This window comes from Pseudomonas sp. GCM10022186, assembly GCF_042656385.1.
In the GTDB taxonomy this organism is placed as follows: domain Bacteria; phylum Pseudomonadota; class Gammaproteobacteria; order Pseudomonadales; family Pseudomonadaceae; genus Metapseudomonas.
Genome location: NZ_JBHSOU010000078.1, coordinates 82,064 through 108,743 on the forward strand (window position 1 = coordinate 82,064; position 26,680 = coordinate 108,743).

The following is a 26,680-nucleotide window of genomic DNA, read 5'->3' on the forward strand; positions in this document are numbered from 1 at the left end:
CGGCCTCGTTTCGCGAATAATTTCGCTCCCACAAGGGCGGGCAGTCCTTCGGACTGCTCAGCGAATGAATTCGCCCCCACAGAATCAGCTCGTGCGTTGCGCCCACTCCTGCTCCTTCAGGCGTCCCGCCACGTAGTCGAGGAAGCAGGCAATGCGCGAGGCCAGTGCGGTGTTGCGGTAGTACACGGCGTTGATCGGCTGGCGCACTTCCAGGGTGTCGGCGGCCAGGACCTGCACCAGGTCGCCCCTGGCGCGATCTTCCTGGGTCATGAAGTCGGACAGGCAGACGATGCCGGCGCCGGTCAGCGCCAGCTGGCGCAGGGTTTCACCGCTGGAGGCCTTGATCGAAGGTTCGATCTGCAGGCTGTCGCCCTGGGCATGGCGCAGCGGCCAGTGGTTGAGGCTTTCCGGCTGGGTGAAACCGAGCAGCCCATGGCCCTGCAGTTCCTCCACCTTTCCCGGCGTGCCCCGGGCCTCGAGGTAGGCGGGGCTTGCCAGCACGCGGATACGACTGCTGCCGAGCGGCCGGGCATGCAGGGTGGAATCGCGCAGGGTGCCGATGCGGATGGCGATATCGGTGCGCTGCTCGATCAGGTCGATGATCTGGTCGCTGCTGTGCAGCTCCAGCTCGATCTCCGGGTAGCGCTCGCGAAAGCCCACCACCAGCGGCACCAGCATATGCAGCATGAAGGGCGAGGCGGCATTGACCCGCAGGCGTCCGGCAGGCTTCTGCCGGCGCAGGGCCATCTGCTCCTCGGCCTCTTCCACCTGGGCGAGGATGCGCCGCGCCTGGGTGAGGAAGGCCTCGCCCTCTTCGGTCAGCTCCAGGCGCCGGGTAGTGCGGCGCAGCAAGGTGACGTCGAGCTTGTCCTCCAGCCGGCCCAAGGCGCGGCTGACCCCCGAGGCTGTCTGCGCCAGTTGCTCGGCGGCGGCGGTGATGGAGCCGGTGTCGACCACGGTGGTGAAGGCCTGCAGCTCGTCCAGGGTGGTTTTCATTCGTGACTCCAGGGCAAGTACTCCCGCCTTGATACCCGCCTTTGCAGCATGAGTCGAGCGACGGAATCGCCGCCCTGCGGGTGACGCAGCAGGCTGATGCAACTACCCTCCTCCCTGTTCTGCCTTGAAGAGATCAGCCCATGCCCACCCAACGCGCCTTGCCGCGCCTCTCCTGCATCGCCCTGCTCGCCCTGCTCGGGGCCTGCGCCCAGCAGCAGGAACAGCAGCAACCCGCCGCGCCGCCTGCCGGGCAGCAGCCCCAGGCCCCGGCCACCACTACCCCGCAAGACCAGGAGAGCCGCGAGTTCGAGCGGGTTCGCCAGCAGGCCATGCGCGGCGATCTCGATAGCCAATACCAGCTCGGCAGCCTGTACTTCGTCGGCAAACCACAGAAGGACCTGAAGCAGGCCGAGTACTGGTGGAAGCAGGCCGCCGACAAGGGCCATTCCCAGTCGGCGTTCAGCCTGGCCTTCCTCTACACCGGTCGCGCCGATCCGGCCTTCGCCGACCAGCGCGCCATGCACAAGTACCTCGGCCAGTCCGCCGCCGCCGGCAACGCCATGGCCCAGCACGTGCTCGGCAGCATGTACGCCCAGGGTGCCGAAGGCCTGCAGCGCGACCTCTACCAGGCACGCGCCCTGTTCCAGAGCGCCTGCGACAAGCAGTACGCGGCGAGTTGCGAGGCGTTGAAGCGGTTGCCGATGAACTGATTGCAGGGCCCTGCACCGGTGGCCTCCGCCTGTAGGGGCGAATTCATTCGCCAAGGGCAGCGCAGCTGCCCCTCCTGGCCTTTGCAGGGCAGACCTGCGGCCTGCTTGGCGAATGAATTCGCCCCTACAAGTAAACATCCACGTTCGTAGAACCTGGACTTGCTTTTGGCCCCCTGGAAGGGGGCGAATCCTCCCCGTGCACAAGACCGCCCCCTTTCGCCTGGCCTGGACCCTAGGGTGCGCTGCGCGCACCGATTCCGGGATCGGCTTCGGCACCACGTCAAACCGCCGGTGCGCAGGCGCACCCTACCGCTAGCCCGGACATTCGAATCGTCACAGGCAGAGCCGCTGACTCATGACCACGTCCCAAGGACGTGGTTTCCCAAGTTCAAATGAATTCGCTCCTTCTACAGATCGCGCCAAGCCCGGAGCTAGTTCCGGATACGCAAACGCCCGGCACTGGCCGGGCGTTTGCGTTGCGGCGGGGATCAGAACCGGTAGTTGGCGCTAAGCTCCAGTGTGCGCGGAGCGCCGGGGGTGATCAGGTCCACCGAGCCATGGGCCGAGGCGTAGTAATCGCGGTCGAAGGCGTTCTTCAGGCGCAAGGCCGCATCCCATTGCGGCACGCTGTAGAACAGCGCGGCATCGAAGGTGGTGTAGCTGGGCATCACCACCTTGTTGTCCAGGGCGGTGAAGCGATCATCCACATAGTTGGCGCCGGCGCCGACACGCCATTCCGGGGTCAGGGAACGCACGACCCAGAGGTTGGCACTGTTGCGCGGGGTCAGGGTCGGCACCTGGCCTTTGTTGGGCACGCCGTTGGTCTTGTTGGTGGACTTGGTGATTTCCGCATCCAGGTAGGCGTAGCCGCCGTAGACCTGCCACTTGTCGGTGAGCTGGCCGCTGAAGGTGGCCTCGAAGCCATCGGTACGCTGCTCGCCGGCCAGCACCGTCAGGCTGGTCGCCGGGTCAGTGGTCTTCATGTTGGTGCGCTCGAGGCGGAACACCGCGGCGGTCACCGAGAGACGGCTGTCCAGCAGGTCCCACTTGGCGCCCAGCTCGTAGTTGGTGGTCTCTTCCGGCTCCAGATTCTCGATTGCCGGACTGAGTTGGAACACTTCACCCGAGGGCTGGAAGCTGCGGCTGACCGAGACGTAGTACGACTGCACCTGATCCGGCTGGAACACCAGGCCGGCGCGCGGGCTCCAGGTCTTGTCGGTACGGTCGAGGTCGACGTTCTGCACGCGCTTGTCGTCGAACTCCTGGCCGTAGATGTCGTAGCGCACGCCGAGCAGCGCCTTCCACTGGGAACTCAGTTCGATCAGGTCCTGCACGTAGAAACCGGCGGTTTCCTGGTAGTTGGTGCCCTTGGCGCTCAGGGTGCTGGCGTGCTCCGGCACCGGCACCAAGGCATCGCGATAGACCGGCACCTGGGCCACGTTGTTCTGGTTGAACGTCCGCTGGTACTTGTCCTGGTAACCCAGCTCCATGCCGTAGAGCAGGTTGTGCTGCATGCCCGCCACCTGGAGTTGCTGCTTCAGGTCGGTCTGGTTGAACACACCGTACTCATCGCGCGCCACGTTGCCGCGGTTCAGCTTCACCAGCAGTTCGCCGTTGGGCGCAGTGACGAAGCGGGTCGCGCTGCTGTCGGCCAGGGTGTTGTTGCGGTCCAGGTCGTAGTGGTAGTAGCGGGTGGTGTTGGTCAGGGTCAGATCATCGTTGATCCGGTAGTCCAGGGCGGCGGTGAAGGAGAACACCTCGCTGCGGACGTAGTCCTGGTCCGGGTTGCCGGAGCCGAAGCGCTTCTCGCGGTCGACATGGACCGGGCGATCGCCGAGGGCGGGGATGCCGAAATCGATCAGGCGCTTGTCGTAGAGGTAGGTGGCCCCCAGGTTCAGCTCAAGGTCGTCGGACAGGCGGAAGTAGGCCGATGGCGCGATGGCCTTGCGGTCGATGTAGCCGTCGTCGCGGAAAGTGTCGCTGTCCTCGAAGGCGCCGGTGACGCGAAACGCCTTGTCGCGCTGCTGCTCATCGGCCCAGCCGGTATCGAACTGGGTGCGGCGCTTGCCTTCGCTGTCGAAGCTGACGCCGACTTCGCGCTTGGGATCGAAGCCGGGCTTCTTGCTCACGCTGTTGATCAGGCCGCCGGAGGAACCACGGCCGTAGAGCACGGCGGCCGGGCCCTTGATCACCTCGACGCGCTCGATGTTGGAGAGGTCGCGGAAGTAGAGGGCGTCATCGCGAACGCCATCGACGAACATGTCGCCAATGGCGCTGAAGCCACGGATGGTGACCTGGTCGCGCTGGCCGTCGCCGTTGGAGAGGCCGACGCCGGGCACGTTCTTCAGCACGTCTTCCATGGACTGGGCGCCCTGGTCCTTGATCACGCTCTCGGGCACCACGTTGACCGTTTGCGGGATGTCACGCAGGGGCGCATCGATCTTCAGCGCGCTGCGGCTCTCGGTGGCCTTGTAGCTTTGTTGCTCATAGGAACTGGTGACCGACGTTGCCGGTACGGCCAGTGCTTCCTTGGTTTCAGCCTGAACAGCGGGAATTACCAACAGGCCCAGCATCGGCAGAGATGCCTGAGCAATACGCTTTTTTGCCACCACGAGCTCCTTGTTATCAGATAAGGAACAAATGGTAACAATTAGCATTTGTAAAGCAAACGTAAATGATTCGCTTCAACAAATTTGGCCCACTTCATGAATAGCGGGCCAGGGGCATCAGTGCAGTAACGGTGAAAGTGAATCTTCCCCGCCCTTCGCGATGCGAACGCTTGGGGCGAGTTGCCCGCATCAACTGTTGGCGCAGGCGCTGGACTCCTTCAGGTAGGTGACGGATTTCTCTTCGCCATTGGAATCGACGTAGGTCATCTTCGCCTGCACGGTTTCACAGGTCAGCGGGCTCGGTTCGTCGATGGAGATGACGCGGGCGACATCCAGCGGCATGCCGTAGCTGTAGGGCACGGCGTCGGCAGATTTGGCGGCGAAGACACTGCCACTGGCCAGGATGGCGAGCAGCAGGGTGGTGCTGGTGGTGATTGCGCGATTCATGGTGGAACTCCTGGTTTGCTCTGGAAGGCCCTGGCAGCGTCTGGCGATGCGGTTCAGGCCGATGGGTGAATGAGACTCCAGGCCGGGCCCGCGAAAAAGATGACTTCACTGCAAGAGCCTTTGCGCACGACGCAACAATCGCGACCAGCCCGATGGGTTTACCCCCTGCCTGGCCGAGGGGCGATCGCTCCCGGACCGGGCGACGGCCGCCAGGCGAGGGTGCTGCCAAACGGCCCGTCCCGGGATTAGTCTGTCGCTGATACCCGGGAGGTGGCCGATGCCCGCTGCTGCCCAGAGCCTCAAACTGTTTCTCGCCGGCGACCTGATGACCGCGCGGGGCATAGACGCGGTATTGCCGCATCCCGGCGACCCGCGGCTGCACGAGCCCTACCTCAAGGACGCCGGCGGCTATGTGCGCCTGGCCGAGCGCCTCCATGGCCCCCTGCCCCGTCCCGTCGACTACGCCTACATCTGGGGCGACGCCCTGGCGGAAATCCGGCAGCGCCAGCCCCAGGTGCGCCTGGTCAACCTGGAAACCGCGGTGACCCGACGCGGCCAGCCGGAAGCCAAGGGCATCAACTACCGGATGAATCCGGCCAACTTCCCGGCGGTCAGGGCGGCGGACATCGACTGTTGTGTGCTGGCCAACAACCATGTGCTGGACTGGGGCCGCCCCGGACTTCTGGACACCCTCGCGACCCTGGCGCGCAGCGGCGTGCAGGTTACCGGCGCCGGATGCGACCGGCAGGCAGCGGAGGCGCCCGCCGCAATCCCCCTGCGCGACGGCTCGCGGCTGCTGGTATTCGGCCTCTGCACCCCCGACTGCGGCGTGCCCGCCAGTTGGGCGGCGACCGGGCGACGCTCGGGCGTCGCCTGGCTGCCCGACCTGTCGCAGCAGACCCTCGACCGCCTGGCCCAGCGAATCCGCGCCTGCAAGTCCCCCGGGGACCGGGTGATCGCCTCCATCCACTGGGGCGGCAACTGGGGCTTCGAGATTTCACCGGAACAGCAGCGCTTCGCCCGGGGCCTGATCGACCAGGCCGGCGTCGACCTGGTGCATGGACACTCCTCGCACCACATCAAGGGCCTGGAGCTGTACCGCGAGCACCTGATCCTCTATGGCTGCGGCGACCTGTTGAACGACTACGAAGGCATCCAGGACTATGGCGTGTTCCATGGCGACCTGGGCCTGCTCTACTTCCCCACCCTGGCCGCGGACGGGCGCCTGCTCACCCTGGAGCTGGTGCCCACCCATATCCGCCGCTTCCAGCTCGGTCGCGCCGATACCGATGAGCGACGCTGGCTGTTCGAGACCCTGGAACGGGAATGCGCCCATCGCGGCTGCCATGTGCAGCCCTCCTACGGGCACAGCTTCGCCTTGAGCTGGTAGTTCAGGGCGATACCTGGTAGCCGCGCTGCTGCAGGCAACTGGTGTAGGCCGAGGAAGCCGTGCTACTGGCCTGCTGGTTGTTGCGACGGTCCTGCCGGCGCTCCTGGCGCTGGCGCGAACCGCCGACCACGGCACCGGCCACCGCGGCATCCTTGGCACGTTCCTGCCGGTACTCCTCCTGCAACTCGTCACCGACACGGTCGTAATCGTTGCTGCGCGACTGTGCGACCGCGGCACCCGCTACGGCACCCGTGGCGGCGCCCCGAACGCGGCCGCCGGTCTGCGGGGTGGTGGTGGTCGTGGTACTGCCGGCCTGGGCCTGGCAATTGGCGATGTCCTGCTGGATCTGTTGCTGCGTCTGGCCCTGCAGCGGCACCACGGTTTCGGCGAAGGCGGGCAGGCAGACGAGTGAGGCGAGCAGCGTCCAGCGGCAGGATGCGATGGGGCTCATGGCAGCGGGCTCCCGGAAGGAAGATGGGTTCGACTGGCGTGTCGCCGGCCATGTCGACTTCAGTCTGGACCGGGACTCGACGCCACGACGGCGGTGCCGACCAGTGGGCGCGAGGGGTACGCTTCAGGTAGCCTTGCGCACCCGCTAACCAAATAGCACTACCCTGCGCCGAGCCTGCCCATGTCCGACCTGCACCCCGCCGCTCTCGATGAAATCGACCGCCAGCTGATCGCCGCCCTGCAGATCAATGCACGGGAAAGCGTGGCCACGCTGGCGCGGCGGCTGGGCATCGCGCGTACCACCGTGACCTCGCGCCTGGCGCGTCTGGAGAAGGCCCAGGTGATCACCGGCTACGGCGTGCGCCTGGGCCAGCGCGTGGCCGACGGCGGGTTGCAGGCCTACGTCGGCATCACGGTGAAGCCGCGCAGCGGCAAGGACGTGCTGCGCCGCCTGACCGGCATGGCCGAGGTGCAGCTGCTGTGCACGGTGAGCGGCGAGTTCGACTACGTGGCCTGGCTGCGCGCCGACTCCCCCGAACGCCTCGACGAACTGCTGGACCTGATCGGCAGCGTCGACGGCGTGGAGAAGACCACCACCTCGATCATCCTCAGCTGCAAGATCGATCGCGGGCAGCCGCTGGCGCCTACCTGAAGACAGCGGGCGGGGCGCCGCCCCACCTTCCATGCCGGTTCGGGCTCGTGGTGCGTCTGAATATCCGGTGCGCACGGCGCACCCTACGGGCATTCACTTTACGCAGGGTGGGCAGAGCGAAGCGAAACCCACCGTAACGCCTCCTCCCACACCCCTCTCTTAGAAACGCTCCAGCCGGAATGCCTCAAGCCCTGGCACCGCAGGTGACTGGCCCGCCATCATCGCCAACTGGGCGATGTGCTCGGCGGTGATCGCGGCCTGGGTCAACCCCAGGTGCTGGTGGCCGAAGGCGAGCAACACCCGCCCCTCGCACACCCGGTCGATGATCGGCAACGAGTCCGGCAGGGATGGCCGAAAGCCCATCCAGGGTGTCGCCGCCTCGGCACTCAGGTCGCGGCTGAACAGGCCCTTGCTGAGGCGGTGCAACTGCCAGGCACGCTCCATGTTCGCCGGTCGATCCAGGCCGGCGAACTCGACGGTGCCGGCCAGGCGCAGCCCATCGGCCATCGGCGTCATGATGAACTTGCGCTCGAACGAAGTGACGGCGAACGGCAGCCGCCCGTGTTCGTGGGGCAGCATCAGGTGATAACCGCGCTCGGTATCCAGCGGCACTCGCTTGCCGGTCAGCCCGGAGGTCAGCTCGGCCGAGTGGGCGCCGCAGGCGATCAGCACCTGGCGGGCCCGCACACTCCCCTCCTCCGTGCCCAGCACGACGCCATGCGGGAGCAGGCGCCCACCGAGCACTCGCTGCCGCTGGAACCGGACGCCCATCCCCTTGGCGGCTTCCACCAGTTCGCAGACCACCCGGAAGGGGTCGATGAAGTGCCCGGTACGAGGAAAGAACAGCCCGCCCCGTATCCGCTCACTCAACTGGGGCGCGACGTCCTGTACGGCCCGGGCGTCCCAGAAGTCCACCGGCACGCCTTGCCCGCCGATGCGCGCCTGCAGCGCCTGGAGTGCCTGGCGGGACTCGTCGCGCTCGTACACCAGCAGGGAGCCGTCTTCCTTCAGCAGACCGGGACGATCGATCGTTTCCAGCAGCCGCTGCCAGGCACCCAGGCTGGCTTCGTTCAACCCGCGAAGGCCGGCGACGGTGCGCTGGAACGATACCGGGCGCAGGCTGAGCAGCAAACGCATGAACCAGGGCAAGGAGCGTGGCAGGTACTTCCAGTCGAGGTGCAGCGGGCCCATGGGGTCCATGAGCATCGCCGGGACACGCTTGAGGATCGACAGGTCCGCAATCGGGAAGACCTGTTCGGTCGCCAGGTGCCCGGCGTTGCCGAACGAGGCGCCCTGCCCCGGAGCCTGCGGGTCGATGACCAGGACGCGCCTGCCCTGTCGTGCCAGTTGCAGGGCGCAGGCGACACCGATGATGCCGGCGCCGACCACCGCAACATCCACCTCGGGCCGCTGCGCGTCCGGAACCTGTGCGTTCGCCATGGTGCTAGGCCTCCCTCTCGCCATCTAGCAGACGGCGCAGCTGCAATGGGTTGCCCTGTCTGAGCACAGCGGGCAGCAGGCCGTCCGGGAAGCCCTGATAGCAGACCGGGCGCAGGAAGCGCCGGATGGCGGCGGTGCCGACCGAAGTGGTGCGTGTGTCCGAAGTCGCCGGGAACGGGCCGCCATGGACCATGGCATCGCACACCTCGACGCCCGTTGGCCAGCCGTTGACAAGCACGCGGCCGGCCTTGAGTTCCAGGGTCGGCAGCAAGGCCCCGGCGCCGTCGAAATCCGCCTCGTCCAGGTGCAGGGTCGCGGTGAGCTGGCCTTCAAGATGCTCGGCGATCTCGCGGACCTGCCGATCATCCCGACACTGCACGATCAGCGAGGCCGCACCGAACACTTCGGCCTGCAGCGCCGGGTCGGCCAGGAACGTCTCCGCCCGGGTGACAAACAGTTGCGCCTGGCAACGGTTAGGGCCGTCGCCCGGCAGCCCGGTGGCCACCCTTTGCACCTCGGCATGCCGGGCCAGCGCGCCAACGCCGGACTCGAAGGCGTCGAAGATGCCCGGGGTGAGCATGGTCTGCGCGGGGCAGTGCTTCAGCTGCCCGGCAGCGGCCGCGATGAAGCCGTCCAGCTCCGCGCCCTGTCGGGCGATCACCAGGCCCGGGTTGGTGCAGAACTGGCCGGCGCCCTGGGTCAGCGACGCGACGAAGCCCTGGGCCAGGGCTTCGCCACGTGCCTGCAGGGCGGCGGGGAACAGGAACACCGGATTGATCGAACTCATTTCCGCATACACCGGGATCGGCTCCGGCCGGGCCTGGGCCGCCCGGCACAGGGCCAGGCCGCCGCTGCGCGAGCCGGTGAAGCCGACGGCCTTGATGCGTGGGTCGCTGACCAGGGCGATGCCCACTTCGCGGCCGGAGCCGAACAGCAGCGAAAACACGCCTTCGGGCATTGCGCAGCGTTCAGCCGCGCGGGCCACGGCACGCCCCACCAGTTCGCTGGTGCCGGGATGGGCACCGTGGGCCTTGACCACTACGGGGCAGCCGGCCGCCAGTGCCGAGGCGGTGTCGCCGCCGGCGACGGAGAAGGCCAGGGGGAAGTTGCTGGCGCCGAACACCGCCACGGGCCCCAGGGGAACCTGGCGCTGACGCAGGTCCGGGCGCGCCAGGGGCTGGCGTTCCGGCAGGGCCGTGTCGACCCGTACATCCAGCCATTCGCCCGCGCGGACGGTGCGGGCGAAGGTGCGCAGCTGCTGGCAGGTGCGCCCGCGCTCGCCCTGGATACGCGGCTGCGGCAGCCCGGTTTCGGCCATGGCGCGCTGGATCAGGGCATCGCCCAGCGCTTCGATTTCATCGGCGATGGTTTCGAGGAATCCGGCGCGCGCCGCCAAGGAGGTTTCCCGGTAGCCGGCGAAGGCGGCCCAGGCCAGGGCGCAGGCCTGTTCCACCTGGGCTTCGCTGCCCCCGGGATAGGCGGGTTCCAGCGGGGTGCCGGTGGCGGGGTCGATGGCCCGGATCGCCTCGCGGCTACCGGTTACGGCCTGCCGGCCGATCAGCATGTTGCCTGTGAGTGTCATGGTGCTTCCTTGATGTACGAGGTGCGCTCCCCTGCGGAACGGGGACGTTCCGCAGGGGAGCCGGGCTGGGTCAGGCGATGTTCAGCTCCGCCGACCAGTTGGCGTACCACTGGCGGAACAGCGCGTACTGCTGCTCGGCGTAGCGGCGCTGGGAATCGCTGAGCACATCGGTCTCGTTGAAGTGCAGGCTGTACTCCCGGTCGCCGTTGAGCACCATCAGGTACTTGTAGAAGAGCACCAGGTCGCAGCCCTCGTCGAAGGACGACAGCACGTCCAGCGCCGCGCTCAGCTCCAGGGCGAGGCGGCGCGCGCGGGTATCGCCCCTGGCGGCCTGCCGGCTCAGCGCCACCAGCTGCAGCACCTCGCGCGGCAGCACGTTGCCGATGCCGGTGATGGTGCCGGTGGCGTTGCAGTTGACGTAGCCGTGGAACACCTGGGTATCCACGCCGGCCATGAGGATCACCTCGTCGTCCCGGGAGGTGATGTGCTCGGCCGCGTAGCGCATGTCGGCGGCGCCGCCGAATTCCTTGAAGCCGATCAGGTTGGAGAACTGGCGGCGAAGTTCGAAGAACAGGTCGGCGCGGGTGGAGAAGCTGTAGTAGGGGCTGTTGTAGATCACCGCCGGCAGCGTGGGGGCGGCGCCGAGCACGGCGGAGAAGTGGGCCTTCTGCGCGGCGGGCGAGGCGGCGCGGGAGAGCAGGCGCGGGATCACCATGAGGCCGTGGGCGCCCACCTTGGCGGCGTGCGCGGCATGGGAAACCGCCTCGCGGGTGCTGACCGCGCCGGTGCCGACGATGGTGGGTACGCCGGCCTTCACCAGACGTGCCACGCCTTCCTGGCGCTGGGCTTCGGTAAGCAGCGGCCAGTCCCCCATGGAGCCGCAGTAGACCACCGCGCTCATGCCGAGATCGACCAGTTCGCGGCCCTTGGCGACCAGGGCGTCGAAGTCCGGCTCGCGCTCGGCGGTGCAGGGGGTCATCAGGGCGGGAATGCAACCGTTGAAGATGCTGTCGTTCATTGTTCTGCTCCTTGGTGCAGGGGAATGGAGAGGGCGCGTGGGGCTCGGATGCCCAACGCGAAGGGGTTTTGCTCGTCGATCAGCAGGGTGCTGTCGGCGGTCAGATGGGCACGGCCGGTGATGAAGGGGCGGATGCGCTCGCCGTCCCGTTCGTAGCGGCCCTCGAGCCGGCTTCCGGTGTGGGAATCGATGACATGTACACGCTGCATGGGCTGATCCATTCAGTGGCCGGGAAGAGGTTCGGGATGCGGGCGGGCCGCTAGGCCATCAGCCGCTCGATGTCGTCCAGCAGGGCCTGCGCTACCCAGACGCCCTCACGCTCGCTGCGCTTGCGTGCGGCGAAGCGGCGCTGCGAAGGAAGGCGTGCGCCCTGGTCGGTGATGGCGGCGAACAGCTGTTCGGCGCGCCGCTGGCCCTCCTCCACCGCACTCCCGAGGAAACGCGCTGGGTCGAAGGCCAGCAGCAGCTCGCCGTGGCAGGGCGTCGCACCGGCGCCGGCATCGAATGCCAGGGATTCGGCGCTGGTCATGTCACCGATCAGCGCGCCGGCCAGCAGTTCGATCATGGCGGCGAGCGCCGAGCCCTTGTGCCCGCCGAAGGTCTGCATGGCCCCCGCCAGTGCGGCATGCGCATCGGTGGTGGGCGCACCCTCGGCATCCAGGCCCCAGCCCAGGGGGATGGGTTTGTCCTGGCGGGCGTGCAGTTCGATATCGCCTCGCGCAATCGCGCTGGTGGCGAAATCGAAGACGAAGGGCTCACGCCCTTTCCGCGGCCAGGCGAACGCCAGCGGGTTGGTGCCGAACACACCCTTGCTGCCGCCCTCCGGCGCCACCCAGGCGTGGCTGGGCGTCATGGCCAGGCCGACCAGCCCCTCGGCGGCGATGGCCTCGACTTCCGGCCAGAGCGCGGAGAAGTGGAAGCAGTTGCGGATCGCCAGGGCGGCGACGCCCAGCTCGCGGGCCTGCTCCACCAGCAGCGGCAGCCCGGTCTGGAACGCCAGCAGCGAGTAACCCCGGTGGGCGTCGACGCTGACGATGGAGGGCGCGGGCCGGCTCACCGTCGGCCGGGCCAACGGATCGACCTTGCCGGAACGCAGCGAATGCACGCACACCAGCACGCGGTAGAGGCCGTGGGAGTGGCACTCGTCGCGCTGCCCCCGGGTGATGGTGTCGGCGATGGCCCGGGCGTGATCCTCGCCCATGCCGTTGCGGGTCAGTGCGCGCATCGCGAGTGCATGGACCTGGTCGAGGCTGAGGTTGATGAGATCGCTCATATCCGTACTCCTTCTCGCTGGATATCAGGACGAGGCCTGGCTGTGGACCGCCGCCGGATGCAGACCCGCGTCGGTGTCGGCACCCTCCTCGCTTTCATCCTCGCCACTCAGGATGATCAGCTCGGCCGGTACGCCCGTCGCCGCGCCCCAGTAGTAGATCGCCGTCGCACAGGCAGCCACGGCGAGGGTGTCGAACGGGTGGCCGAGCACGCCCAGGCCACCGAAACTGCCGAGCCAGGAAAGCAGGAGGGTGATGAGGTAGAAGCCGATCAGCCAGGCGGACGAGCGCACCTGCTGGGCCAGGCTCAGGTGCTCGGTGGGCACGAAGCGTCGGCACAGCAGGTAGATCACGAACATCAGGATCTGCAGGCTCAGCAGCCAGGACACGGTGCCCCAGCCCGACCAGTAGACGATCAGCGCGGCGATGACGAAGGACAGCGGCCCCATCACGCCCATGCCCCTGACCCGGAACGGACGCGGCATGCCGGGGGCGTTGCGACGCAGGGCGGCGACGGTCACCGGTGCCACGGCGTAGCTCAGTACCAGCGCGGCCGACACCACGTTGATCAGGGCCTCCCAGGACGGGAACGGCAGGGTCCAGAACACCGACAGGGCGAAGGTCAGCCAGAGCGCCGGACGCGGGATGCCGGACTTCTCGTCGATGCGGGTGAAGATCCTGAAGAAGGTGCCGGTCTGCGCCCAGCCGTAGACGACCCGGGGGGTGGCGTTCATGTAGATGTTGCCGCAGCCGCTGGGTGAGACCACCGCATCGGCCACCACCAGGTAGGCCAGCCAGCCCACGCCGAGCACCAGGGCGATGTCCCGGTACGGCAGGGCGAACTCCCTGGAGATCCCGGCCCAGCCGTTGGCCAGCAATTCCGTGGGCACGGCGCCGAGGAAGGCCAGTTGCAGCAGTACGTAGATGGCGGTGGAGAGCAGGACCGAGAGGATCAGCGCGATTGGTATGGTGCGTTGCGGGTTCTTCACTTCGCTGGCCACCGAGATGATCGGCGTGAGCCCCAGGTAGGCGAAGATGATCCCGCCTGCGGAGACCGCCATCTCGATGCCCGAGAGGCCGAAGGGCGCGAAGCCCTGGACCGTGAAGTTCTCCGGTTTGAAGAAGGAGAACAGCACGCCGATCACCAGCAGGGGCACGATGAACTTGAACACGCTGACCAGGTTGTTGGCCCTGGCGAAGGTCTTGACGCTGCGGTAGTTGAGCCAGAAGAACAGGCACAGCAGGCCGAACTGCACGAGCCAGCCGAGGATCGTCGGATCACTGGAGCCCGCCTCGGTCAGCCCCGGGAACCAGGCCGCCGCGTATTGGCGGGAGGCGACCACTTCGATCGCCACCAGGCTGGAGAAGGCGATCAGGGTGATGAACCCCATCAGGTAGCCCAGCAGCGGGCCGTGGGAGAACACCGGATAACGCACCACGCCGCCGGCACGTGGCAGCGCCGCGCCCAGCTCGCAGTAGATGATGCCGAGCAGCAGCACGGCGAACCCGCCGAGGAACCAGGAGACGATCCCCGCCGGGCCGGCGATGGCGGAGACGTGGCTGGCGGCGAACAGCCAGCCGGAGCCGAAGATGGCCCCCAGGCCGATAAAGGTCAGGTCCATCAACGAGAGTTGCTTCTTGAATTTTCCGGACATGGCGTAGCCTTCTTGTGCGTTTTTGGATGGGCTGGTGGGTTGCCATTCGAGGCCACGATCGGCGTAGCGATGCGGCCCCTGGCGAGTGCTTTTTCCTTGGGTTATCGGCCTGGGCGCTGGCCATAGAGTGGACGGTCGGCGGGCCACCGCGCTTGATCCATTCCCCCACTCAGGATGACGAAATCAGCACAGCAAGGATGATTGCCGGGCGCATACGGACCTTGGCTCCGGCCTGCCCTACACAGGCCGCAAGCTCTGGAGCGAGCTTCCGGTGAGGGCATTGCCAATCAGCCTCAGGGGGGATGGGAATGATGTCGCGTAGCGCGCTTGCCGAACTCTGCACAGGGAGCGAGCGCCGCCCCTTCGCGAGCAGGGCTCGCTCCTGCGGTTTCCTGCCTCGCCGGCTAGGCTGGAAAAGGAATGGGATGACTCAGGTTCGTCATTACGCTCTTATTTTTCGTCATTTCGTATCATCAACAATCCAAATGACGACACTCTGCATCTTAAAGACGAAATCGGCGCTCCCTAGAATGGCTCCACCGCTGCCCGCTATCGGCAGCTCCTCTCACCGCCATCAAGGTCCATCATGAACAACAACGATCGCCACCCCGCCGACGGCAAGAAACCCATCACCATCTTCGGTCCGGACTTCCCTTTCGCCTTCGATGACTGGATCCAGCATCCGGCGGGCCTGGGCAGCATTCCTGCCGCGCATCATGGTGCCGAGGTGGCGATAGTCGGTGCCGGCATCGCCGGCCTGGTGGCTGCCTACGAGCTGATGAAGATGGGCTTGAAGCCCGTGGTGTACGAAGCCTCGAAGATGGGCGGGCGCCTGCGCTCGCAGACTTTCGAAGGCACTGACGGCATCACCGCCGAGCTGGGCGGCATGCGCTTCCCGGCGTCCTCCACCGCCTTCTACCACTACGTGGACATGCTCGGCCTCAAGACCCAGCCCTTCCCCAACCCGCTGACCCCGGCCTCGGGCAGCACGGTGATCGATATCGAGGGCAAGACCTACTACGCCGAGAAGCTGTCCGACCTGCCGGCGCTGTTCCAGGAAGTGGCCGACGCCTGGGCCGATGCCCTGGAGGACGGCGCCCGCTTCGGCGACATCCAGCAGGCCATCCGCGACCGCGACGTGAAGCGCCTGAAAGAGCTGTGGAACACCCTGGTGCCGCTGTGGGACGACCGCACCTTCTACGACTTCGTGGCCAGCTCCAAGGCCTTCGCCAAGCTGTCCTTCCACCACCGCGAGGTGTTCGGCCAGGTGGGCTTCGGCACCGGTGGCTGGGACTCGGACTTCCCCAACTCGATGCTGGAAATCTTCCGCGTGGTGATGACCGCCTGCGACGATAACCAGCACCTGATCGTCGGCGGCGTGCAGCAGGTGCCCATGGGCATCTGGCGCCACGCCCCGAAAAAATGCGTGCACTGGCCGGCCGGCACCAGCCTGGCGTCCCTGCACAACGGCGCGGCGCGCCCCGGCGTGAAGCGCATCGCCCGCGCTGCTGACGGCCGTATCGCGGTGACCGACAACTGGGGCGATACCCGCCACTACGCGGCAGTGCTCGCCACCTGCCAGAGCTGGCTGCTGACCACCCAGATCGAGTGCGAAGAATCGCTCTTCTCGCAGAAGATGTGGATGGCCCTGGACCGTACCCGCTACATGCAGTCGTCGAAGACCTTCGTGATGGTCGACCGGCCCTTCTGGAAGGACAAGAATCCGCAGACTGGCCGCGACACCCTGAGCATGACCCTGACCGACCGCCTCACCCGCGGCACCTACCTGTTCGACAACGGCGACGACAAGCCGGGGGTCATCTGCCTGTCCTACTCCTGGATGAGCGATGCGCTGAAGATGCTGCCGCACCCGGTGGAAAAACGCGTGAAGCTGGCCCTCGACGCGCTGAAGAAGATCTACCCGGACGTGGACATCGCCGGCCACATCATCGGCGACCCGATCACCATCTCCTGGGAATCCGACCCGCACTTCCTCGGCGCCTTCAAGGGCGCGCTGCCGGGCCACTACCGCTACAACCAGCGGATGTACGCGCACTTCATGCAGGACGAGATGCCCGCCGAGCAGCGCGGCATCTTCATCGCCGGTGACGATGTGTCCTGGACCCCGGCCTGGGTGGAAGGCGCGGTGCAGACCTCGCTCAACGCGGTCTGGGGCATCATGAAGCACTTCGGCGGCCACACCCCGGCCGAGAACCCCGGCCCCGGCGACCTGTTCGCCGAACTCGGCCCCATCGCCCTGCCGGACTGAGCCATGCGCATCGCTCTTTACCAGTGCCCACCGCTGCCGCTGGAACCCGCGGCCAACCTCGAACGCCTGCGCCAGCGGGCGGCCGAGGCGGCCCGGCGCGGCGCGGCCCTGCTGGCCACGCCGGAGATGTACCTCAGCGGCTACAACATCGGCCTGGACGCGGTCAGCGCCCTGGCCGAGCCCCGTGACGGCCCTTGGGCCGCGCGGGTGGCCGAAATCGCCCGCGAGAACGGCATCGCCATCCTCTATGGCTACCCCGAGCGGAGCGCCGAGGGTGCCATCTTCAACTCGGTGCAACTGGTGGATGCCCGAGGTGAACGCCTCGGCAACTACCGCAAGACCCACCTCTTCGGCGAACTGGACAACAGCATGTTCAGCGCCGGCGGCGACGATTATCCGCTGCTGGAACTGAACGGCTGGAAGCTGGGGATGCTGATCTGCTACGACGTGGAGTTCCCGGAGAACGTGCGCCGCCTGGCCCTGGCCGGTGCCGACCTGGTGCTGGTGCCGACCGCCAACATGGAACCCTACGACTTCGTCTGCGAGGTGCTGGTGCGCGCCCGCGCCTTCGAGAACCAGTGCTACCTGGCCTACGCCAACTACTGCGGCGGCGAGGGCGAGATCCGCTATTGCGGCCTCTCCAGCGTCAGCGCGCCGGATGGCAGCCTGGCCGCCGTGTGTGGCCGCGAGGAAACCCTGGCTTTCGCAGACCTCAGTCGGGCCAAGCTGGAGGCTTCGCGCCGCAGCATCACCTACCTGCAGGATCGGCGGAAGGAGCTGTACGGCCCGCTGCTGTAGTTGGGCTGAAATCCTGTAGGGGCGAATTCATTCGCCAAGCAGACCGAAGGGCTGCCTTGCAATGTTTTGGGGCAGCTTCGCTGCCCTTGGCGAATAAATTCGCCCCTACAAGCCCCCGGAGTCCCAAAGCATGAAGGGAAAAATCAGGTCAACGCCGCGTGCGGCCCGGTGAGGTAATCCAGCAGGCGGAACAGCGTTGGCGCCAGGGCACTGCAATGGGGAAAACCATCGCGGATGGCCGCCGCGTCCTCCACCGAGCCTGGCTGCTCCAGGTCCGCCGCGCAGGCTTCCAGCATCGCCTCGATGCTTTCCGGCGTGCTTTCCAGGTGGCACTGCAGGCGGGAGCTCCAGTCCTCCACCTGGCCGCTGGCCAGACGGCGGGCAGCGGTATCGCGCCAGCGACCGGACAGCGCCTCGCACTGCTGCAACTGCTGCAGGCCGGCGTGTTCCAGCGGGTAGTGGAAGAAGCTCTGGATAGCATGGGCGACGGTCAGGCCCGGATAACTGCGCCGGATCAGCTCCAGGCTGTCCCCCGGGGCTGACGAAGCCGGGACGGATCACCCGATAGAACCAGCCGCAGCGACCGCTCTCCTGCACCTGTTCGGGCAGCTCGGGAATGCCCCAGCGCCGGCTCAGGCGATAACAGGGCGAGCGCGGCTGGCTGACCTGGATGAAGACCTGGCCCCAGCGGAAGGTGTCGCCGATGCACACCTGGTCTTCGGTCAGGCCGTAGGTGGACAGATTCTCGCCGAAGCTTGGCGCCTCCCAGTCCAGGTGACGGAATTGCTTGCGCCAATAACGGTAGTGCTCCGCCGGATAGTGGTGGAGGGCGCGCTCGGGGCCGCCATGGAAGCGCGGGTCGCCCTGTTCGTCGCTGCCCAGACCCTGGAGCTCTTGCGCTCGCTGCTGGAAGGGGTGGCGGGGCCGAAGGAAGTGCTGTTGTAGAGCGGCAACGTTGGCGCGGAAAAAGAAAACCCCGCCGAGGCGGGGCTTTGCAGACTGTAATTCCGACATCCCTGATCCGACCGCCATCCTGGCGGAAATCCGGTGTATCCCTGTTCTTCAGTGCGCTTCCTGCGCGACATCCAATGGTGTGCAGATTAGCCCTGGCCACCGGGGCCCGGAAGGAGCCAAAGACACCAGAATCTGTAAGCCTTTGCTTACACGATTTGGTGATTAGTCTGGGATTACTTATGGCACCAACGGACAGGGCAACTAGCCGCGCCCAGGAAGATCGGTCTGCCGCTGGTGTAGCAGCAGAATCAGCGCCAGCACTGGCAGATTCTTGGTCAGCGGCCCGAACGGGTGGCCCCAGTAGCTCGGGTCGATCAGGCTCAGCAACAGGCTGTAGAGCAGAACCACCGCGCCCTGCACCCGCAGGCAGGCCACCGCTGCCCTGCCGCTGAGCAGCCATAGCCCCAGGAACAGGTCCAGCGCCGCGCCGCCGTAGACGCAGAGATCGGCCAGGGCGCCCTCGACGCCACCACTGGAGAGGATGTCGTAGCCGACCTGCCGGCCGCTGGTGACCGAGACCACTGCCGTGGCCAGCCAGAGAAAGACCAGGGCGAAGCGGGCAATGGTCCAGGCACTCATCGCGTCAGACCACGGACAGCGGCTTGGCCACCATCAGCCAGAGCAACAGCAGGATGGCGCTGAAGGCCGGAATGCCCAGGGCCGTCCAGCGCCCCATCCACTTGCGCAGCTCGCCGTCCGGCGCGCCGGCGACCATGGCGGCGGCCGCCCGGCGCAGGCGGTACTGGATCACCACCACCGGCAACCAGCAGGCGCCGATGAAGAGGAAAAGCGCCAGCGCCGCGAGAAACCAGGGTGAGCCGTAGCGGTAACCAGTGACCTCCATCAGCGCAATGCCGGTACCGAACTGCAGCAGCACGGCCGGTGCAGTGAACAGCCAGTCCGCGACCACCACCAGCCGCGCGGTGCCTGCCATCAGGCGCGGATCACCGCTTCGGGAAGCCAGCAACATGAAGAACGCTATACCGGCACCTGTACCGATCAGCACGGTGGCGCCCAGCACATGGAAGAATTTCAGCAGCAGGTAGGCATTCATGGACTGACTCGGTGATAGATGCCGAGGGGTGCAGCCTCGGCATCGAAGTCCGCCAGGCTGAACAGGCCGAGACAAGGCAGCGCACCGCGCTCGGCCAGCTCGCCGCGCAGCAGCTTGCCGGCGAGGATGATGGCCGAGAGGGTCGGGATGCAGGGCCCGATGCCGTTCTCCGCGTAGAGGTTCCAGACCAGGCGTTTGGGTCGAAAGTCCCGCCCCGCCCCCGTGAGCTCGATACGCATGCCGCCGATGTCCGTTCCGAAGGCCATCAACGGCTGCCGCGCCTTGAGCATGGGAGCCGCCCAGGACGACCAGTCGGCCACCAGGCCGACCCTGGCCAGGGCAGCCATGGCCACCATGCAGTGGTGCAGCAGCGGCAGCTCAAGGCCGGCCTGGAATTTCACGCTGCGTACGCTGGCATAGCGTTCGGGGAATAGCTCCAGGTCGGGGATGTCGATATTGGCCAGCCAGCGCCGTCCTACCGGCCCGCCGAAGTCGACGCGGCGCGCGTCCATCCAGCCACGACGCTCCTGCCAGCGGCCGTTCGCCAGGACGGGAAAGGGATGGCCCGTGTAGCTGAGAATGCCCTTGAGAGTGGCCTCGCCCACCTCGGCCTTGTTGCCGGGAGCGATGGCGAAGTCGATGGCGTCCAGGCGGGAGAACTCGCCACGGAAGTGGTCGATCACGGTGGACGAAAGCCCCGGCACCGAGCTGGCGCCACTGACTACCAGCACCCCGCGCGCCCTGGCCTCGATATCCAGGCTGCGGATATCGCAGACATAGCGGCGGCCATCGGCCAGGTCGATGCAGTGGGCACCGGCCTGGATGCAGGCGCGGGGAACACGGTAGTCCTGCCCCTGGAAGGGGCCGCTGGTGTGGATGACGACAGACGGCCCGAGGGCGGCCAACTCATCAGGGAAAGCGGGCGAGTCGATATCCAGCCGCACGGGCTGGAAAAGGGTGCCGGCCGCGCCGATGGGCTGCAGTTCGGCACAAAGCCTTTCCGCACGCCCCAGGCTGCGCCCGGCGATCAGCAGCTCCAGCCCTGGATGGGCCTTGCCCAGGTTCTCGGCGATACGTTTACCGAAATTACCGTAGCCCCCCAGAATCAGCACCCGCGCCATGAATCCGACCTCCTTGTGTGGTGGCACATGGTAATCCAGGTAACGGATATCCGTAGGGTGGATCACGCTTTTCCGATCCACCATCGGGCGCCTGGCCTGGCCACGAAGGTGGATAGAAACGCGCTATCCCTACAGGCGCCCATGCTCGCGGCCTTGAAAGACGAAGCCCCGCATCTGCGGGGCTTCGTGCTGCGCAAGAGCGCTTAGAACTGCGCGGCGTCCAGCAGGTAGAGCGACTCGCTGCCGGCCTTGACCGAGGCGGTCAGGGAGTGGATACGCGGCAGCAGGCGGGCGAAGTAGAAACGCGCGGTGCCGAGCTTGCTGGCGTAGAAGTCGTCCTGGCCTTCCTTGCCCAGCGCGGCGCGAACCATCAGCGCCCACATGTAGGCGTAGGCGGTGTAGCCGAACGCATGGAGGTATTCCACCGAGGCGGCACCGATCTCGTTCGGGTCGTTCTGCGCGCGGTCCAGCACCCAGGCGGTGAGCTCGTCGAGGTTGTCGATGGCGGCCTTCAGCGGCCCGGTGAATTCGGCCAGCTCGGCGGAGGCGCCGCCCACGAAGGCCTTGATCTCGTCAGAGAAGTGCTTGTAGAAGGCGCCGCCGCTGCCCACCACCTTGCGTCCCATCAGGTCCAGGGCCTGGATGCCGTTGGTGCCTTCGTAGATCTGGGTGATGCGCACGTCACGCACCAGTTGCTCCTGGCCCCACTCGCGGATGAAGCCGTGGCCGCCGAAGACCTGCTGGCCGTGGACGGTGGTTTCCAGGCCGAGGTCGGTGAGGAAGGCCTTGGCCACCGGGGTCAGCAGGGCGACCAGCTCTTCCGCACGCTTGCGGACGACCGGGTCTTCGCTGTACTTGGCGGTGTCCAGTTGCATGGCGACGTAGGTGGAGAAGGCACGGCCGCCTTCGTTGGCCGCCTTCATGGTCAGCAGCATGCGGCGCACGTCGGGGTGGACGATGATCGGATCGGCCGCCTTGTCCTTGGCCACCGGGCCGGTCGCGGCGCGGCTCTGGATACGCTCGCGGGCGTATTCCACGGCGCTCTGGTAGGAACGCTCGCCGGAGGCAAGGCCCTGGATACCGACGCCCAGGCGCTCGTAGTTCATCATGGTGAACATCGCGGCCAGGCCCTTGTTCGGGGCGTCGACTATCCAGCCGGTGGCGCCATCGAAGTTCATCACGCAGGTGGCCGAGGCCTTGATGCCCATCTTGTGCTCGATGGAGCCGCAGGAAACGGCGTTCTGCTGGCCCAGGGAACCGTCGGCGTTGACCATCACCTTGGGCACCAGGAACAGGGAGATGCCTTTCGGGCCAGCCGGGGCATCCGGCAGCTTGGCCAGCACCAGGTGGATGATGTTCTCGGTCAGGTCGTGCTCGCCGCCGGTGATGAAGATCTTGGTGCCGGTGATCTTGAAGCTGCCGTCGGCCTGGGGTTCGGCCCTGGTGCGGATGATGCCGAGGTCGGTGCCGGCATGGGGTTCGGTCAGGCACATGGAGCCGGCCCAGACACCCGCGTACATGTTCGGCAGGTACTTTTCCTTCAGCTCTTCGCTGGCATGGGCGTTGATCGACAGGCAGGCGCCGGCGGTCAGCATGGGGTAGAGGCCGAAGGAGAGGTTGGCGGCGTTGACCATTTCCTCCACCTGGGCGGAGATCACCTTGGGCATGCCCATGCCGCCGAAGACGGGATCACCCCCCACGCCAACCCAGCCGCCTTCGGCATAGGTCCTGTAGGCCTCGGGGAAACCGGCCGGCGTGCTCACGGCACCGTCCTTCCACTGGCAACCTTCTTCGTCGCCACTGCGGTTCAGCGGGGCGATCACGCCGCTGGTGACCTTGCCGGCTTCTTCGAGGATGGCGGAGGCGGTATCGGCGTCGACCACTTCAGCCAGGGCCGGCAGTTCCGCCCAGAGCTTGGCAACCTCGAAGACTTCATTGAGGACGAAGCGCATATCGCGCAGGGGCGCTTTGTAGTCAGCCATGTGCAAACCTCGCAAACACTCACAGGTGGCCAAGGGCGGCCGGTTTCACGGAAGTGGCCGGCAGTGTACATGAACAACTTTTTGGAGACATAGCGCCACTTAGTGACCACACAGTCGACTTCAGTCACCGCCATCAGCAAACGAAAAGGCCCGCACCAGGCGGGCCTCGAGCCGTCCGTCGGCGTCAGAGCGCGAAGTTCTCCGCCGGCAGCTGCATCAGGCAATCGCTGCCCGCCTCCACCGCCGCCCGGTGGGCTTCGGTACGCGGCAGCAGGCGCTTGAAGTAGAAGTCGCAGGTGGCCAGCTTGGTCTGGTAGTAGGCGCTGTCGCCCGCGCCGTCCCGTAGCTTGCCTTCGGCCACCACGGCCATGCGCAGCCAGAAGAAGGCCAGGGTGATGTAGCCGGAATACATGAGGTAATCCAGGGCCGCGGCGCCCACCTCGTCCGGGTTCTTCATGGCAGCCAGGCCGACTTTCCGGGTCAGCTCGCCCCACTGCTGGTTGAGGCGCGCCAGTTCCGCCACCTGGGCCTTGAGGCACGGGTGCTCGGCCTGGGCCTGGCAGAACTTGTGGATCAGCCGGGTGAAGCCGCGCAACAGCTTGCCCTGGCTGCCCAGCACCTTGCGGCCGAGCAGGTCGAGGGCCTGGATGCCATTGGTGCCTTCGTAGATGGGGGCGATGCGGCAGTCACGCACCAGCTGTTCCATGCCCCATTCGCGGATGTAGCCGTGGCCGCCGAACACCTGCATGCCGAGGTTGGTGGCTTCCAGCCCGGTCTCGGTCATGAAGGCCTTGCAGATGGGGGTTAGGAAGGCCAGCAGGTTCTCCGCTTCCTCGCGGGCGGCCGCATCTTCGGCGCGATGGGCGATGTCCAGCTGCTGCGCGGTGAAATAGGCCAGGGCGCGATTGCCCTCGTTGAAGGCCTTCATGGTCAGCAGCATGCGGCGCACATCGGGGTGCACGATAATCGGGTCGGCGGGCTTGTCCGGCGCCTTGGGCCCGGTGAGGGCGCGCATCTGCAGGCGGTCGTTGGCATAGCGCACGGCGCCCTGGTAGCTGGCCTCGCCGAGGCACAGGCCCTGCATGCCGGTGCCGAGGCGGGCGTGGTTCATCATGGTGAACATGCAGTTCAGGCCCTTGTTCGGCTCGCCGATGAGGAAGCCCTTGGCGCCGTCGAAGTTCATCACGCAGGTGGCCGAAGCCTTGATGCCCATCTTGTGCTCGATGGAGCCGCAGGCCACCGCGTTGCGTTCGCCGATGCCCTCGGCTCGCGGAAGGAACTTGGGCACGATGAACAGGGAGATGCCCCTGGTGCCCGCCGGAGCATCGGGCAGCTTGGCCAGCACCAGGTGGACGATGTTCTCGCTCATGTCGTGCTCGCCGGCGGAGATGAAGATCTTGGTGCCGGAGATCGCGTAGCTGCCGTCGGCCTGGGGCACGGCACGGGTCTTGATGATGCCGAGGTCGGTGCCGCAATGGGGCTCGGTGAGGCACATGGTGCCGGTCCAGCGACCTTCGGTGAGGCGGGTCAGGTAGGTCCGCTTCTGTTCTTCGCTGCCGTGGGCATGGATGGCCGACATGGCGCCGTGGGTCAGGCCGGGGTACATGGCCCAGGACTGGTTGGCCGAGGCGACCATCTCGCTGACGATCAGGCCGAGGGAATGGGGCAGGCCCTGGCCGCCATAGGCCGGGTCCGCCGCCAGGCCGTTCCAGCCGCCTTCGACGTACTGGGCGAAGGCTTCCTTGAAGCCCTTGGGCGTGGTCACCACGCCGTCGTGCCACTGGCACTCCTCTTCATCGCCGGATCGGTTGATCGGCGAGAGCACCTGTTCGCAGAACTTGGCGCCCTCTTCGAGGATGGCGTCGACCATGTCCGGGGTAGCGTCGCTGGCACCCAGGGCCGCGTAGCTGGCCGGATAATCGAAGACTTCGCCGATGAGGAAGCGGATGTCGCGCAGAGGGGCCTTGTACTCGGGCATGGCAGGTTCTCCGTGAAAGGGGCGGCACTATCGGCGCCTGTCGATCCCCAGACGCTACTGCGCCCTCCTCCCCCCGACAATCAGGCTGCGCCGCCTGAATGGAACGCCATAACCGGCCCGGTCGAACGCCCATGAAAAAGCCCGCCGGATGGCGGGCTCCTTCTGTAGCGCCTTGACCTCAGTAGCCCAGGGCGAAGTCTTCTTCGGCCAGGTCCATCAGGTTGCTGGCGCCGGACAGCATGGTTTCCACATGGGTGCGGGTACGCGGCAGGATGCGCTTGAAGTAGAAGCGCGCGGTCTGCAGCTTGGCCTTGTAGAAGGCGGCGTCGCCTTCGCCGGCAGCCAGCTTCTCGGCGGCCAGGCGCGCCATGTCGGCCCAGAAATAGGCCAGGCAGGCGTAGCCGGAGTACATCAGGTAGTCCACCGAAGCGGCACCGACTTCCTCGCGGTCCTTCATGGCGGCCATGCCGACCTTCATGGTCAGCTCGCCCCATTCCTTGTTCAGCTTGGCCAGGGGCTCGACGAACTCCTTGACGGCTTCGTTGGCTTCGTTGGCCTGGCAGAACTTGTGCACGATCTTGGTGAAACCCTTGAGCGCCTCGCCCTGGGTCATCAGGATCTTGCGGCCCAGCAGATCGAGGGCCTGAACGCCGGTGGTGCCTTCGTACATCATGGAGATACGGCAGTCGCGCAGGTTCTGCTCCATGCCCCACTCGCTGATGAAGCCGTGGCCGCCGTAGATCTGCATGCCGTGGGAAGCGGACTCGAAGCCCACTTCGGTCATGAAGGCCTTGGCGATGGGGGTCAGGAAGGCCAGCAGCGAATCTGCGGCTTTCTTCTGCTCTTCGTCCTGGCTGTACTTGACGATGTCCACCTGCTTGGCGGTGAAGTAGACCATGGCGCGGTTGCCTTCGGCGAAGGCCTTCATGGTCAGCAGCATGCGGCGCACGTCCGGGTGGACGATGATCGGGTCGGCCGCCTTGTCCGGGGCTTTCGGGCCGGTCAGGGAACGCATCTGCAGACGCTCGCGGGCGTACTTGATGCCACCCTGGAAACCGATCTCGGCGTGGGCCAGGCCTTGCAGCGCGGTACCCAGGCGAGCGGTGTTCATGAAGGTGAACATGCAGTTCAGGCCCTTGTTCGCCGGGCCGATCAGGAAGCCGGTGGCGCCGTCGAAGTTCATCACGCAGGTGGCGTTGCCGTGGATGCCCATCTTGTGTTCGATGGAGCCGCAGGAAACGGCGTTGCGCTCGCCAACGGAACCGTCGGCGGCCGGCAGGAACTTCGGCACGATGAACAGGGAGATGCCCTTGGTGCCGGCGGGGGCGTCGGGCAGGCGGGCCAGCACGATATGGACGATATTGTCGGCCATGTCGTGCTCACCGGCGGAGATGAAGATCTTGGTGCCGGAAACCTTGTAGGAACCGTCGGCCTGGGGCTCGGCCTTGGTGCGCAGCATGCCCAGGTCGGTACCGCAGTGCGGCTCGGTCAGGCACATGGTGCCGGTCCACTCGCCGGATACCAGCTTGGTCAGGTAGGTGTGCTTCTGCTCGTCGGTGCCGTGGGCGGACAGGGTGTTCATCGCGCCATGGGACAGGCCGGGGTACATGCCCCAGGCCCAGTTGGCCTCGCCGACCATCTCGCTGATGGCCAGGCCGAGGGATTCCGGCAGGCCCTGGCCGCCGTGGTCGACGTCATGGGCCAGGCTCGGCCAGCCGCCTTCGACGAACTGCTTGTAGGCTTCCTTGAAGCCGGTCGGGGTCTTCACACCGGATTCGCTCCAGGTGCAGCCCTCGGTATCACCCACACGATTCAGCGGAGCGATCACCTGCTCGCAGAACTTGGCGCCCTCTTCGAGGATGGCGTTGACCATGTCCGGGGTGGCGTCCTGGCAGCCAGGCAGGCTCTGATAGTGCGCTTCGTAGCCGAGCAGTTCGTCGCGAACGAAACGAATATCACGCAAGGGGGCCTTGTAATCAGGCATAGCGGTAAACCTCTGCAGTGGGTTCCTGGTTCAGCTGACCGGAGCGCCGGTCGCTTGCGGCATGTGGTGGTGATTGCAGAAGCAATCAAACAGGCGTTTGAAACATACGTTTATGCCAATGCCCTGTCAAGCGCTCCGCCCGACCGGCCGGTCACGTCCCTGGCAGGCAGCCGGCGGCCCTGCCTTCAGACAGTAAAGATCAAGAAAAAGCGGTATAGCGCCGGCCCGGACGCAGGCGCGGGGAACTGGGATGAAAGGGG

Annotated in this window: 21 protein-coding genes and 2 pseudogenes; 5 read left to right on the plus strand and 18 right to left on the minus strand. The window is 66.5% G+C overall.

The annotated features are described in order from the left end of the window. Window positions 1–84 precede the first annotated feature (84 nt). Window positions 85–996: a LysR substrate-binding domain-containing protein gene (locus ACFPU0_RS29060; RefSeq protein WP_377696762.1), complete on the minus strand. Its 912-nt coding sequence runs from the start codon at window positions 994–996 to the stop codon at window positions 85–87. 140 nt (window positions 997–1,136) lie between these two features. Between ACFPU0_RS29060 and ACFPU0_RS29065 the strand changes: the two genes are divergently transcribed. Then, a complete protein-coding gene (locus tag ACFPU0_RS29065) occupies window positions 1,137–1,706 on the plus strand; it encodes a tetratricopeptide repeat protein (RefSeq protein ID WP_377696763.1) in 570 nt (189 codons plus the stop codon). 488 nt (window positions 1,707–2,194) lie between these two features. Here ACFPU0_RS29065 and ACFPU0_RS29070 read toward each other — a convergent pair whose 3' ends face one another. Continuing rightward, the gene (locus ACFPU0_RS29070; protein WP_377696764.1) at window positions 2,195–4,315 is read right to left on the minus strand and encodes a TonB-dependent receptor; all 2,121 of its coding nucleotides are present in this window, start codon (window positions 4,313–4,315) and stop codon (window positions 2,195–2,197) included. 189 nt (window positions 4,316–4,504) lie between these two features. After that, entirely contained in the window at window positions 4,505–4,762 is a 258-nt protein-coding gene (locus ACFPU0_RS29075; RefSeq protein ID WP_377696765.1) for a DUF2790 domain-containing protein, read from the minus strand. A gap of 277 nt (window positions 4,763–5,039) precedes the next feature. On the opposite strand from ACFPU0_RS29075, the gene ACFPU0_RS29080 reads away from it, so the two are divergent. Next, the gene (locus ACFPU0_RS29080; RefSeq protein WP_377696766.1) at window positions 5,040–6,152 is read left to right on the plus strand and encodes a CapA family protein; all 1,113 of its coding nucleotides are present in this window, start codon (window positions 5,040–5,042) and stop codon (window positions 6,150–6,152) included. Between the two features lies 1 nt (window position 6,153). Here the strand turns inward: ACFPU0_RS29080 and ACFPU0_RS29085 are convergent, their stop codons facing one another. Continuing rightward, window positions 6,154–6,603, minus strand: coding sequence for a hypothetical protein (locus ACFPU0_RS29085; protein ID WP_377696767.1), 450 nt, complete (start codon window positions 6,601–6,603; stop codon window positions 6,154–6,156). A gap of 180 nt (window positions 6,604–6,783) precedes the next feature. Here ACFPU0_RS29085 and ACFPU0_RS29090 point away from each other — a divergent pair, with 180 nt between their 5' ends. Beyond that, the gene (locus tag ACFPU0_RS29090; RefSeq protein WP_377696768.1) at window positions 6,784–7,254 is read left to right on the plus strand and encodes an Lrp/AsnC family transcriptional regulator; all 471 of its coding nucleotides are present in this window, start codon (window positions 6,784–6,786) and stop codon (window positions 7,252–7,254) included. Window positions 7,255–7,413: 159 nt separating this feature from the next. Here ACFPU0_RS29090 and ACFPU0_RS29095 read toward each other — a convergent pair whose 3' ends face one another. From ACFPU0_RS29095 to ACFPU0_RS29120, 6 genes and pseudogenes are all read right to left on the minus strand, one after another. After that, entirely contained in the window at window positions 7,414–8,694 is a 1,281-nt protein-coding gene (locus tag ACFPU0_RS29095) for an NAD(P)/FAD-dependent oxidoreductase (RefSeq protein ID WP_377696769.1), read from the minus strand. 4 nt (window positions 8,695–8,698) lie between these two features. Then, window positions 8,699–10,276 carry an aldehyde dehydrogenase (NADP(+)) gene (locus ACFPU0_RS29100; protein WP_377696770.1) on the minus strand — a complete coding sequence of 526 codons (1,578 nt, stop codon included), beginning with the start codon at window positions 10,274–10,276 and terminating at the stop codon, window positions 8,699–8,701. A 70-nt stretch (window positions 10,277–10,346) separates the two neighbouring features. Continuing rightward, a complete protein-coding gene (locus tag ACFPU0_RS29105; RefSeq protein ID WP_377696771.1) occupies window positions 10,347–11,294 on the minus strand; it encodes a dihydrodipicolinate synthase family protein in 948 nt (315 codons plus the stop codon). Next, a pseudogene (locus ACFPU0_RS29110) lies at window positions 11,291–11,479 on the minus strand (hypothetical protein); the annotation flags it as partial. The pseudogene ACFPU0_RS29110 and the gene ACFPU0_RS29105, both read right to left, overlap by 4 nt. Window positions 11,480–11,553: 74 nt before the next feature. Then, window positions 11,554–12,567 carry an Ldh family oxidoreductase gene (locus tag ACFPU0_RS29115; protein WP_377696772.1) on the minus strand — a complete coding sequence of 338 codons (1,014 nt, stop codon included), beginning with the start codon at window positions 12,565–12,567 and terminating at the stop codon, window positions 11,554–11,556. A gap of 24 nt (window positions 12,568–12,591) precedes the next feature. Then, the gene (locus ACFPU0_RS29120; RefSeq protein ID WP_377696773.1) at window positions 12,592–14,220 is read right to left on the minus strand and encodes an APC family permease; all 1,629 of its coding nucleotides are present in this window, start codon (window positions 14,218–14,220) and stop codon (window positions 12,592–12,594) included. A 586-nt stretch (window positions 14,221–14,806) separates the two neighbouring features. Here ACFPU0_RS29120 and ACFPU0_RS29125 point away from each other — a divergent pair. Together ACFPU0_RS29125 and ACFPU0_RS29130 are read left to right on the plus strand one after the other, a co-directional pair. Continuing rightward, on the plus strand, window positions 14,807–16,489 hold the full coding sequence (locus ACFPU0_RS29125; protein ID WP_377696774.1) for a flavin monoamine oxidase family protein: 1,683 nt from the start codon (window positions 14,807–14,809) through the stop codon (window positions 16,487–16,489). Between the two features lie 3 nt (window positions 16,490–16,492). Continuing rightward, complete coding sequence (locus ACFPU0_RS29130; RefSeq protein WP_377696775.1) at window positions 16,493–17,287, plus strand: carbon-nitrogen hydrolase family protein; 795 nt, start codon at window positions 16,493–16,495, stop codon at window positions 17,285–17,287. 143 nt (window positions 17,288–17,430) lie between these two features. Here the strand turns inward: ACFPU0_RS29130 and ACFPU0_RS29135 are convergent, their stop codons facing one another. From ACFPU0_RS29135 to ACFPU0_RS29170, 8 genes and pseudogenes are all read right to left on the minus strand, one after another. Beyond that, window positions 17,431–17,811 carry a 3-alpha domain-containing protein gene (locus ACFPU0_RS29135; protein WP_377696832.1) on the minus strand — a complete coding sequence of 127 codons (381 nt, stop codon included), beginning with the start codon at window positions 17,809–17,811 and terminating at the stop codon, window positions 17,431–17,433. Window positions 17,812–17,878: 67 nt separating this feature from the next. Next, window positions 17,879–18,319, minus strand: a pseudogene (locus ACFPU0_RS29140) (MOSC domain-containing protein); the annotation flags it as partial. Between the two features lie 183 nt (window positions 18,320–18,502). Beyond that, the gene (locus ACFPU0_RS29145; protein WP_377696776.1) at window positions 18,503–18,880 is read right to left on the minus strand and encodes a DoxX-like family protein; all 378 of its coding nucleotides are present in this window, start codon (window positions 18,878–18,880) and stop codon (window positions 18,503–18,505) included. 4 nt (window positions 18,881–18,884) lie between these two features. Then, window positions 18,885–19,355, minus strand: a complete 471-nt coding sequence (locus tag ACFPU0_RS29150) for a DUF2269 family protein (RefSeq protein ID WP_377696777.1) — start codon at window positions 19,353–19,355, stop codon at window positions 18,885–18,887. Continuing rightward, window positions 19,352–20,542: a saccharopine dehydrogenase family protein gene (locus ACFPU0_RS29155; protein WP_377696778.1), complete on the minus strand. Its 1,191-nt coding sequence runs from the start codon at window positions 20,540–20,542 to the stop codon at window positions 19,352–19,354. Before ACFPU0_RS29155 ends, ACFPU0_RS29150 begins: the two co-directional genes overlap by 4 nt. 137 nt (window positions 20,543–20,679) lie before the next feature. Beyond that, window positions 20,680–22,458: an acyl-CoA dehydrogenase C-terminal domain-containing protein gene (locus ACFPU0_RS29160; protein ID WP_377696779.1), complete on the minus strand. Its 1,779-nt coding sequence runs from the start codon at window positions 22,456–22,458 to the stop codon at window positions 20,680–20,682. 184 nt (window positions 22,459–22,642) lie between these two features. Next, complete coding sequence (locus ACFPU0_RS29165) at window positions 22,643–24,436, minus strand: acyl-CoA dehydrogenase C-terminal domain-containing protein (protein WP_377696780.1); 1,794 nt, start codon at window positions 24,434–24,436, stop codon at window positions 22,643–22,645. Between the two features lie 178 nt (window positions 24,437–24,614). Continuing rightward, entirely contained in the window at window positions 24,615–26,420 is a 1,806-nt protein-coding gene (locus ACFPU0_RS29170) for a phenylacyl-CoA dehydrogenase (RefSeq protein ID WP_377696781.1), read from the minus strand. Between the last annotated feature and the right edge of the window lie 260 nt (window positions 26,421–26,680).

What these genes read in the sequence shown, in the direction of transcription:
- ACFPU0_RS29125 (WP_377696774.1), top strand. Translation starts at nt 14,807, where the DNA reads ATGAACAACAACGATCGCCACCCCGCCGACGGCAAGAAACCCATCACC.
- ACFPU0_RS29120 (WP_377696773.1), bottom strand. Translation starts at nt 14,220, where the DNA reads ATGTCCGGAAAATTCAAGAAGCAACTCTCGTTGATGGACCTGACCTTT.
- ACFPU0_RS29130 (WP_377696775.1), top strand. Translation starts at nt 16,493, where the DNA reads ATGCGCATCGCTCTTTACCAGTGCCCACCGCTGCCGCTGGAACCCGCG.
- ACFPU0_RS29160 (WP_377696779.1), bottom strand. Translation starts at nt 22,458, where the DNA reads ATGGCTGACTACAAAGCGCCCCTGCGCGATATGCGCTTCGTCCTCAAT.
- ACFPU0_RS29105 (WP_377696771.1), bottom strand. Translation starts at nt 11,294, where the DNA reads ATGAACGACAGCATCTTCAACGGTTGCATTCCCGCCCTGATGACCCCC.
- ACFPU0_RS29095 (WP_377696769.1), bottom strand. Translation starts at nt 8,694, where the DNA reads ATGGCGAACGCACAGGTTCCGGACGCGCAGCGGCCCGAGGTGGATGTT.
- ACFPU0_RS29085 (WP_377696767.1), bottom strand. Translation starts at nt 6,603, where the DNA reads ATGAGCCCCATCGCATCCTGCCGCTGGACGCTGCTCGCCTCACTCGTC.
- ACFPU0_RS29100 (WP_377696770.1), bottom strand. Translation starts at nt 10,276, where the DNA reads ATGACACTCACAGGCAACATGCTGATCGGCCGGCAGGCCGTAACCGGT.
- ACFPU0_RS29065 (WP_377696763.1), top strand. Translation starts at nt 1,137, where the DNA reads ATGCCCACCCAACGCGCCTTGCCGCGCCTCTCCTGCATCGCCCTGCTC.
- ACFPU0_RS29115 (WP_377696772.1), bottom strand. Translation starts at nt 12,567, where the DNA reads ATGAGCGATCTCATCAACCTCAGCCTCGACCAGGTCCATGCACTCGCG.
- ACFPU0_RS29165 (WP_377696780.1), bottom strand. Translation starts at nt 24,436, where the DNA reads ATGCCCGAGTACAAGGCCCCTCTGCGCGACATCCGCTTCCTCATCGGC.
- ACFPU0_RS29090 (WP_377696768.1), top strand. Translation starts at nt 6,784, where the DNA reads ATGTCCGACCTGCACCCCGCCGCTCTCGATGAAATCGACCGCCAGCTG.
- ACFPU0_RS29150 (WP_377696777.1), bottom strand. Translation starts at nt 19,355, where the DNA reads ATGAATGCCTACCTGCTGCTGAAATTCTTCCATGTGCTGGGCGCCACC.
- ACFPU0_RS29170 (WP_377696781.1), bottom strand. Translation starts at nt 26,420, where the DNA reads ATGCCTGATTACAAGGCCCCCTTGCGTGATATTCGTTTCGTTCGCGAC.
- ACFPU0_RS29060 (WP_377696762.1), bottom strand. Translation starts at nt 996, where the DNA reads ATGAAAACCACCCTGGACGAGCTGCAGGCCTTCACCACCGTGGTCGAC.
- ACFPU0_RS29075 (WP_377696765.1), bottom strand. Translation starts at nt 4,762, where the DNA reads ATGAATCGCGCAATCACCACCAGCACCACCCTGCTGCTCGCCATCCTG.
- ACFPU0_RS29145 (WP_377696776.1), bottom strand. Translation starts at nt 18,880, where the DNA reads ATGAGTGCCTGGACCATTGCCCGCTTCGCCCTGGTCTTTCTCTGGCTG.
- ACFPU0_RS29080 (WP_377696766.1), top strand. Translation starts at nt 5,040, where the DNA reads ATGCCCGCTGCTGCCCAGAGCCTCAAACTGTTTCTCGCCGGCGACCTG.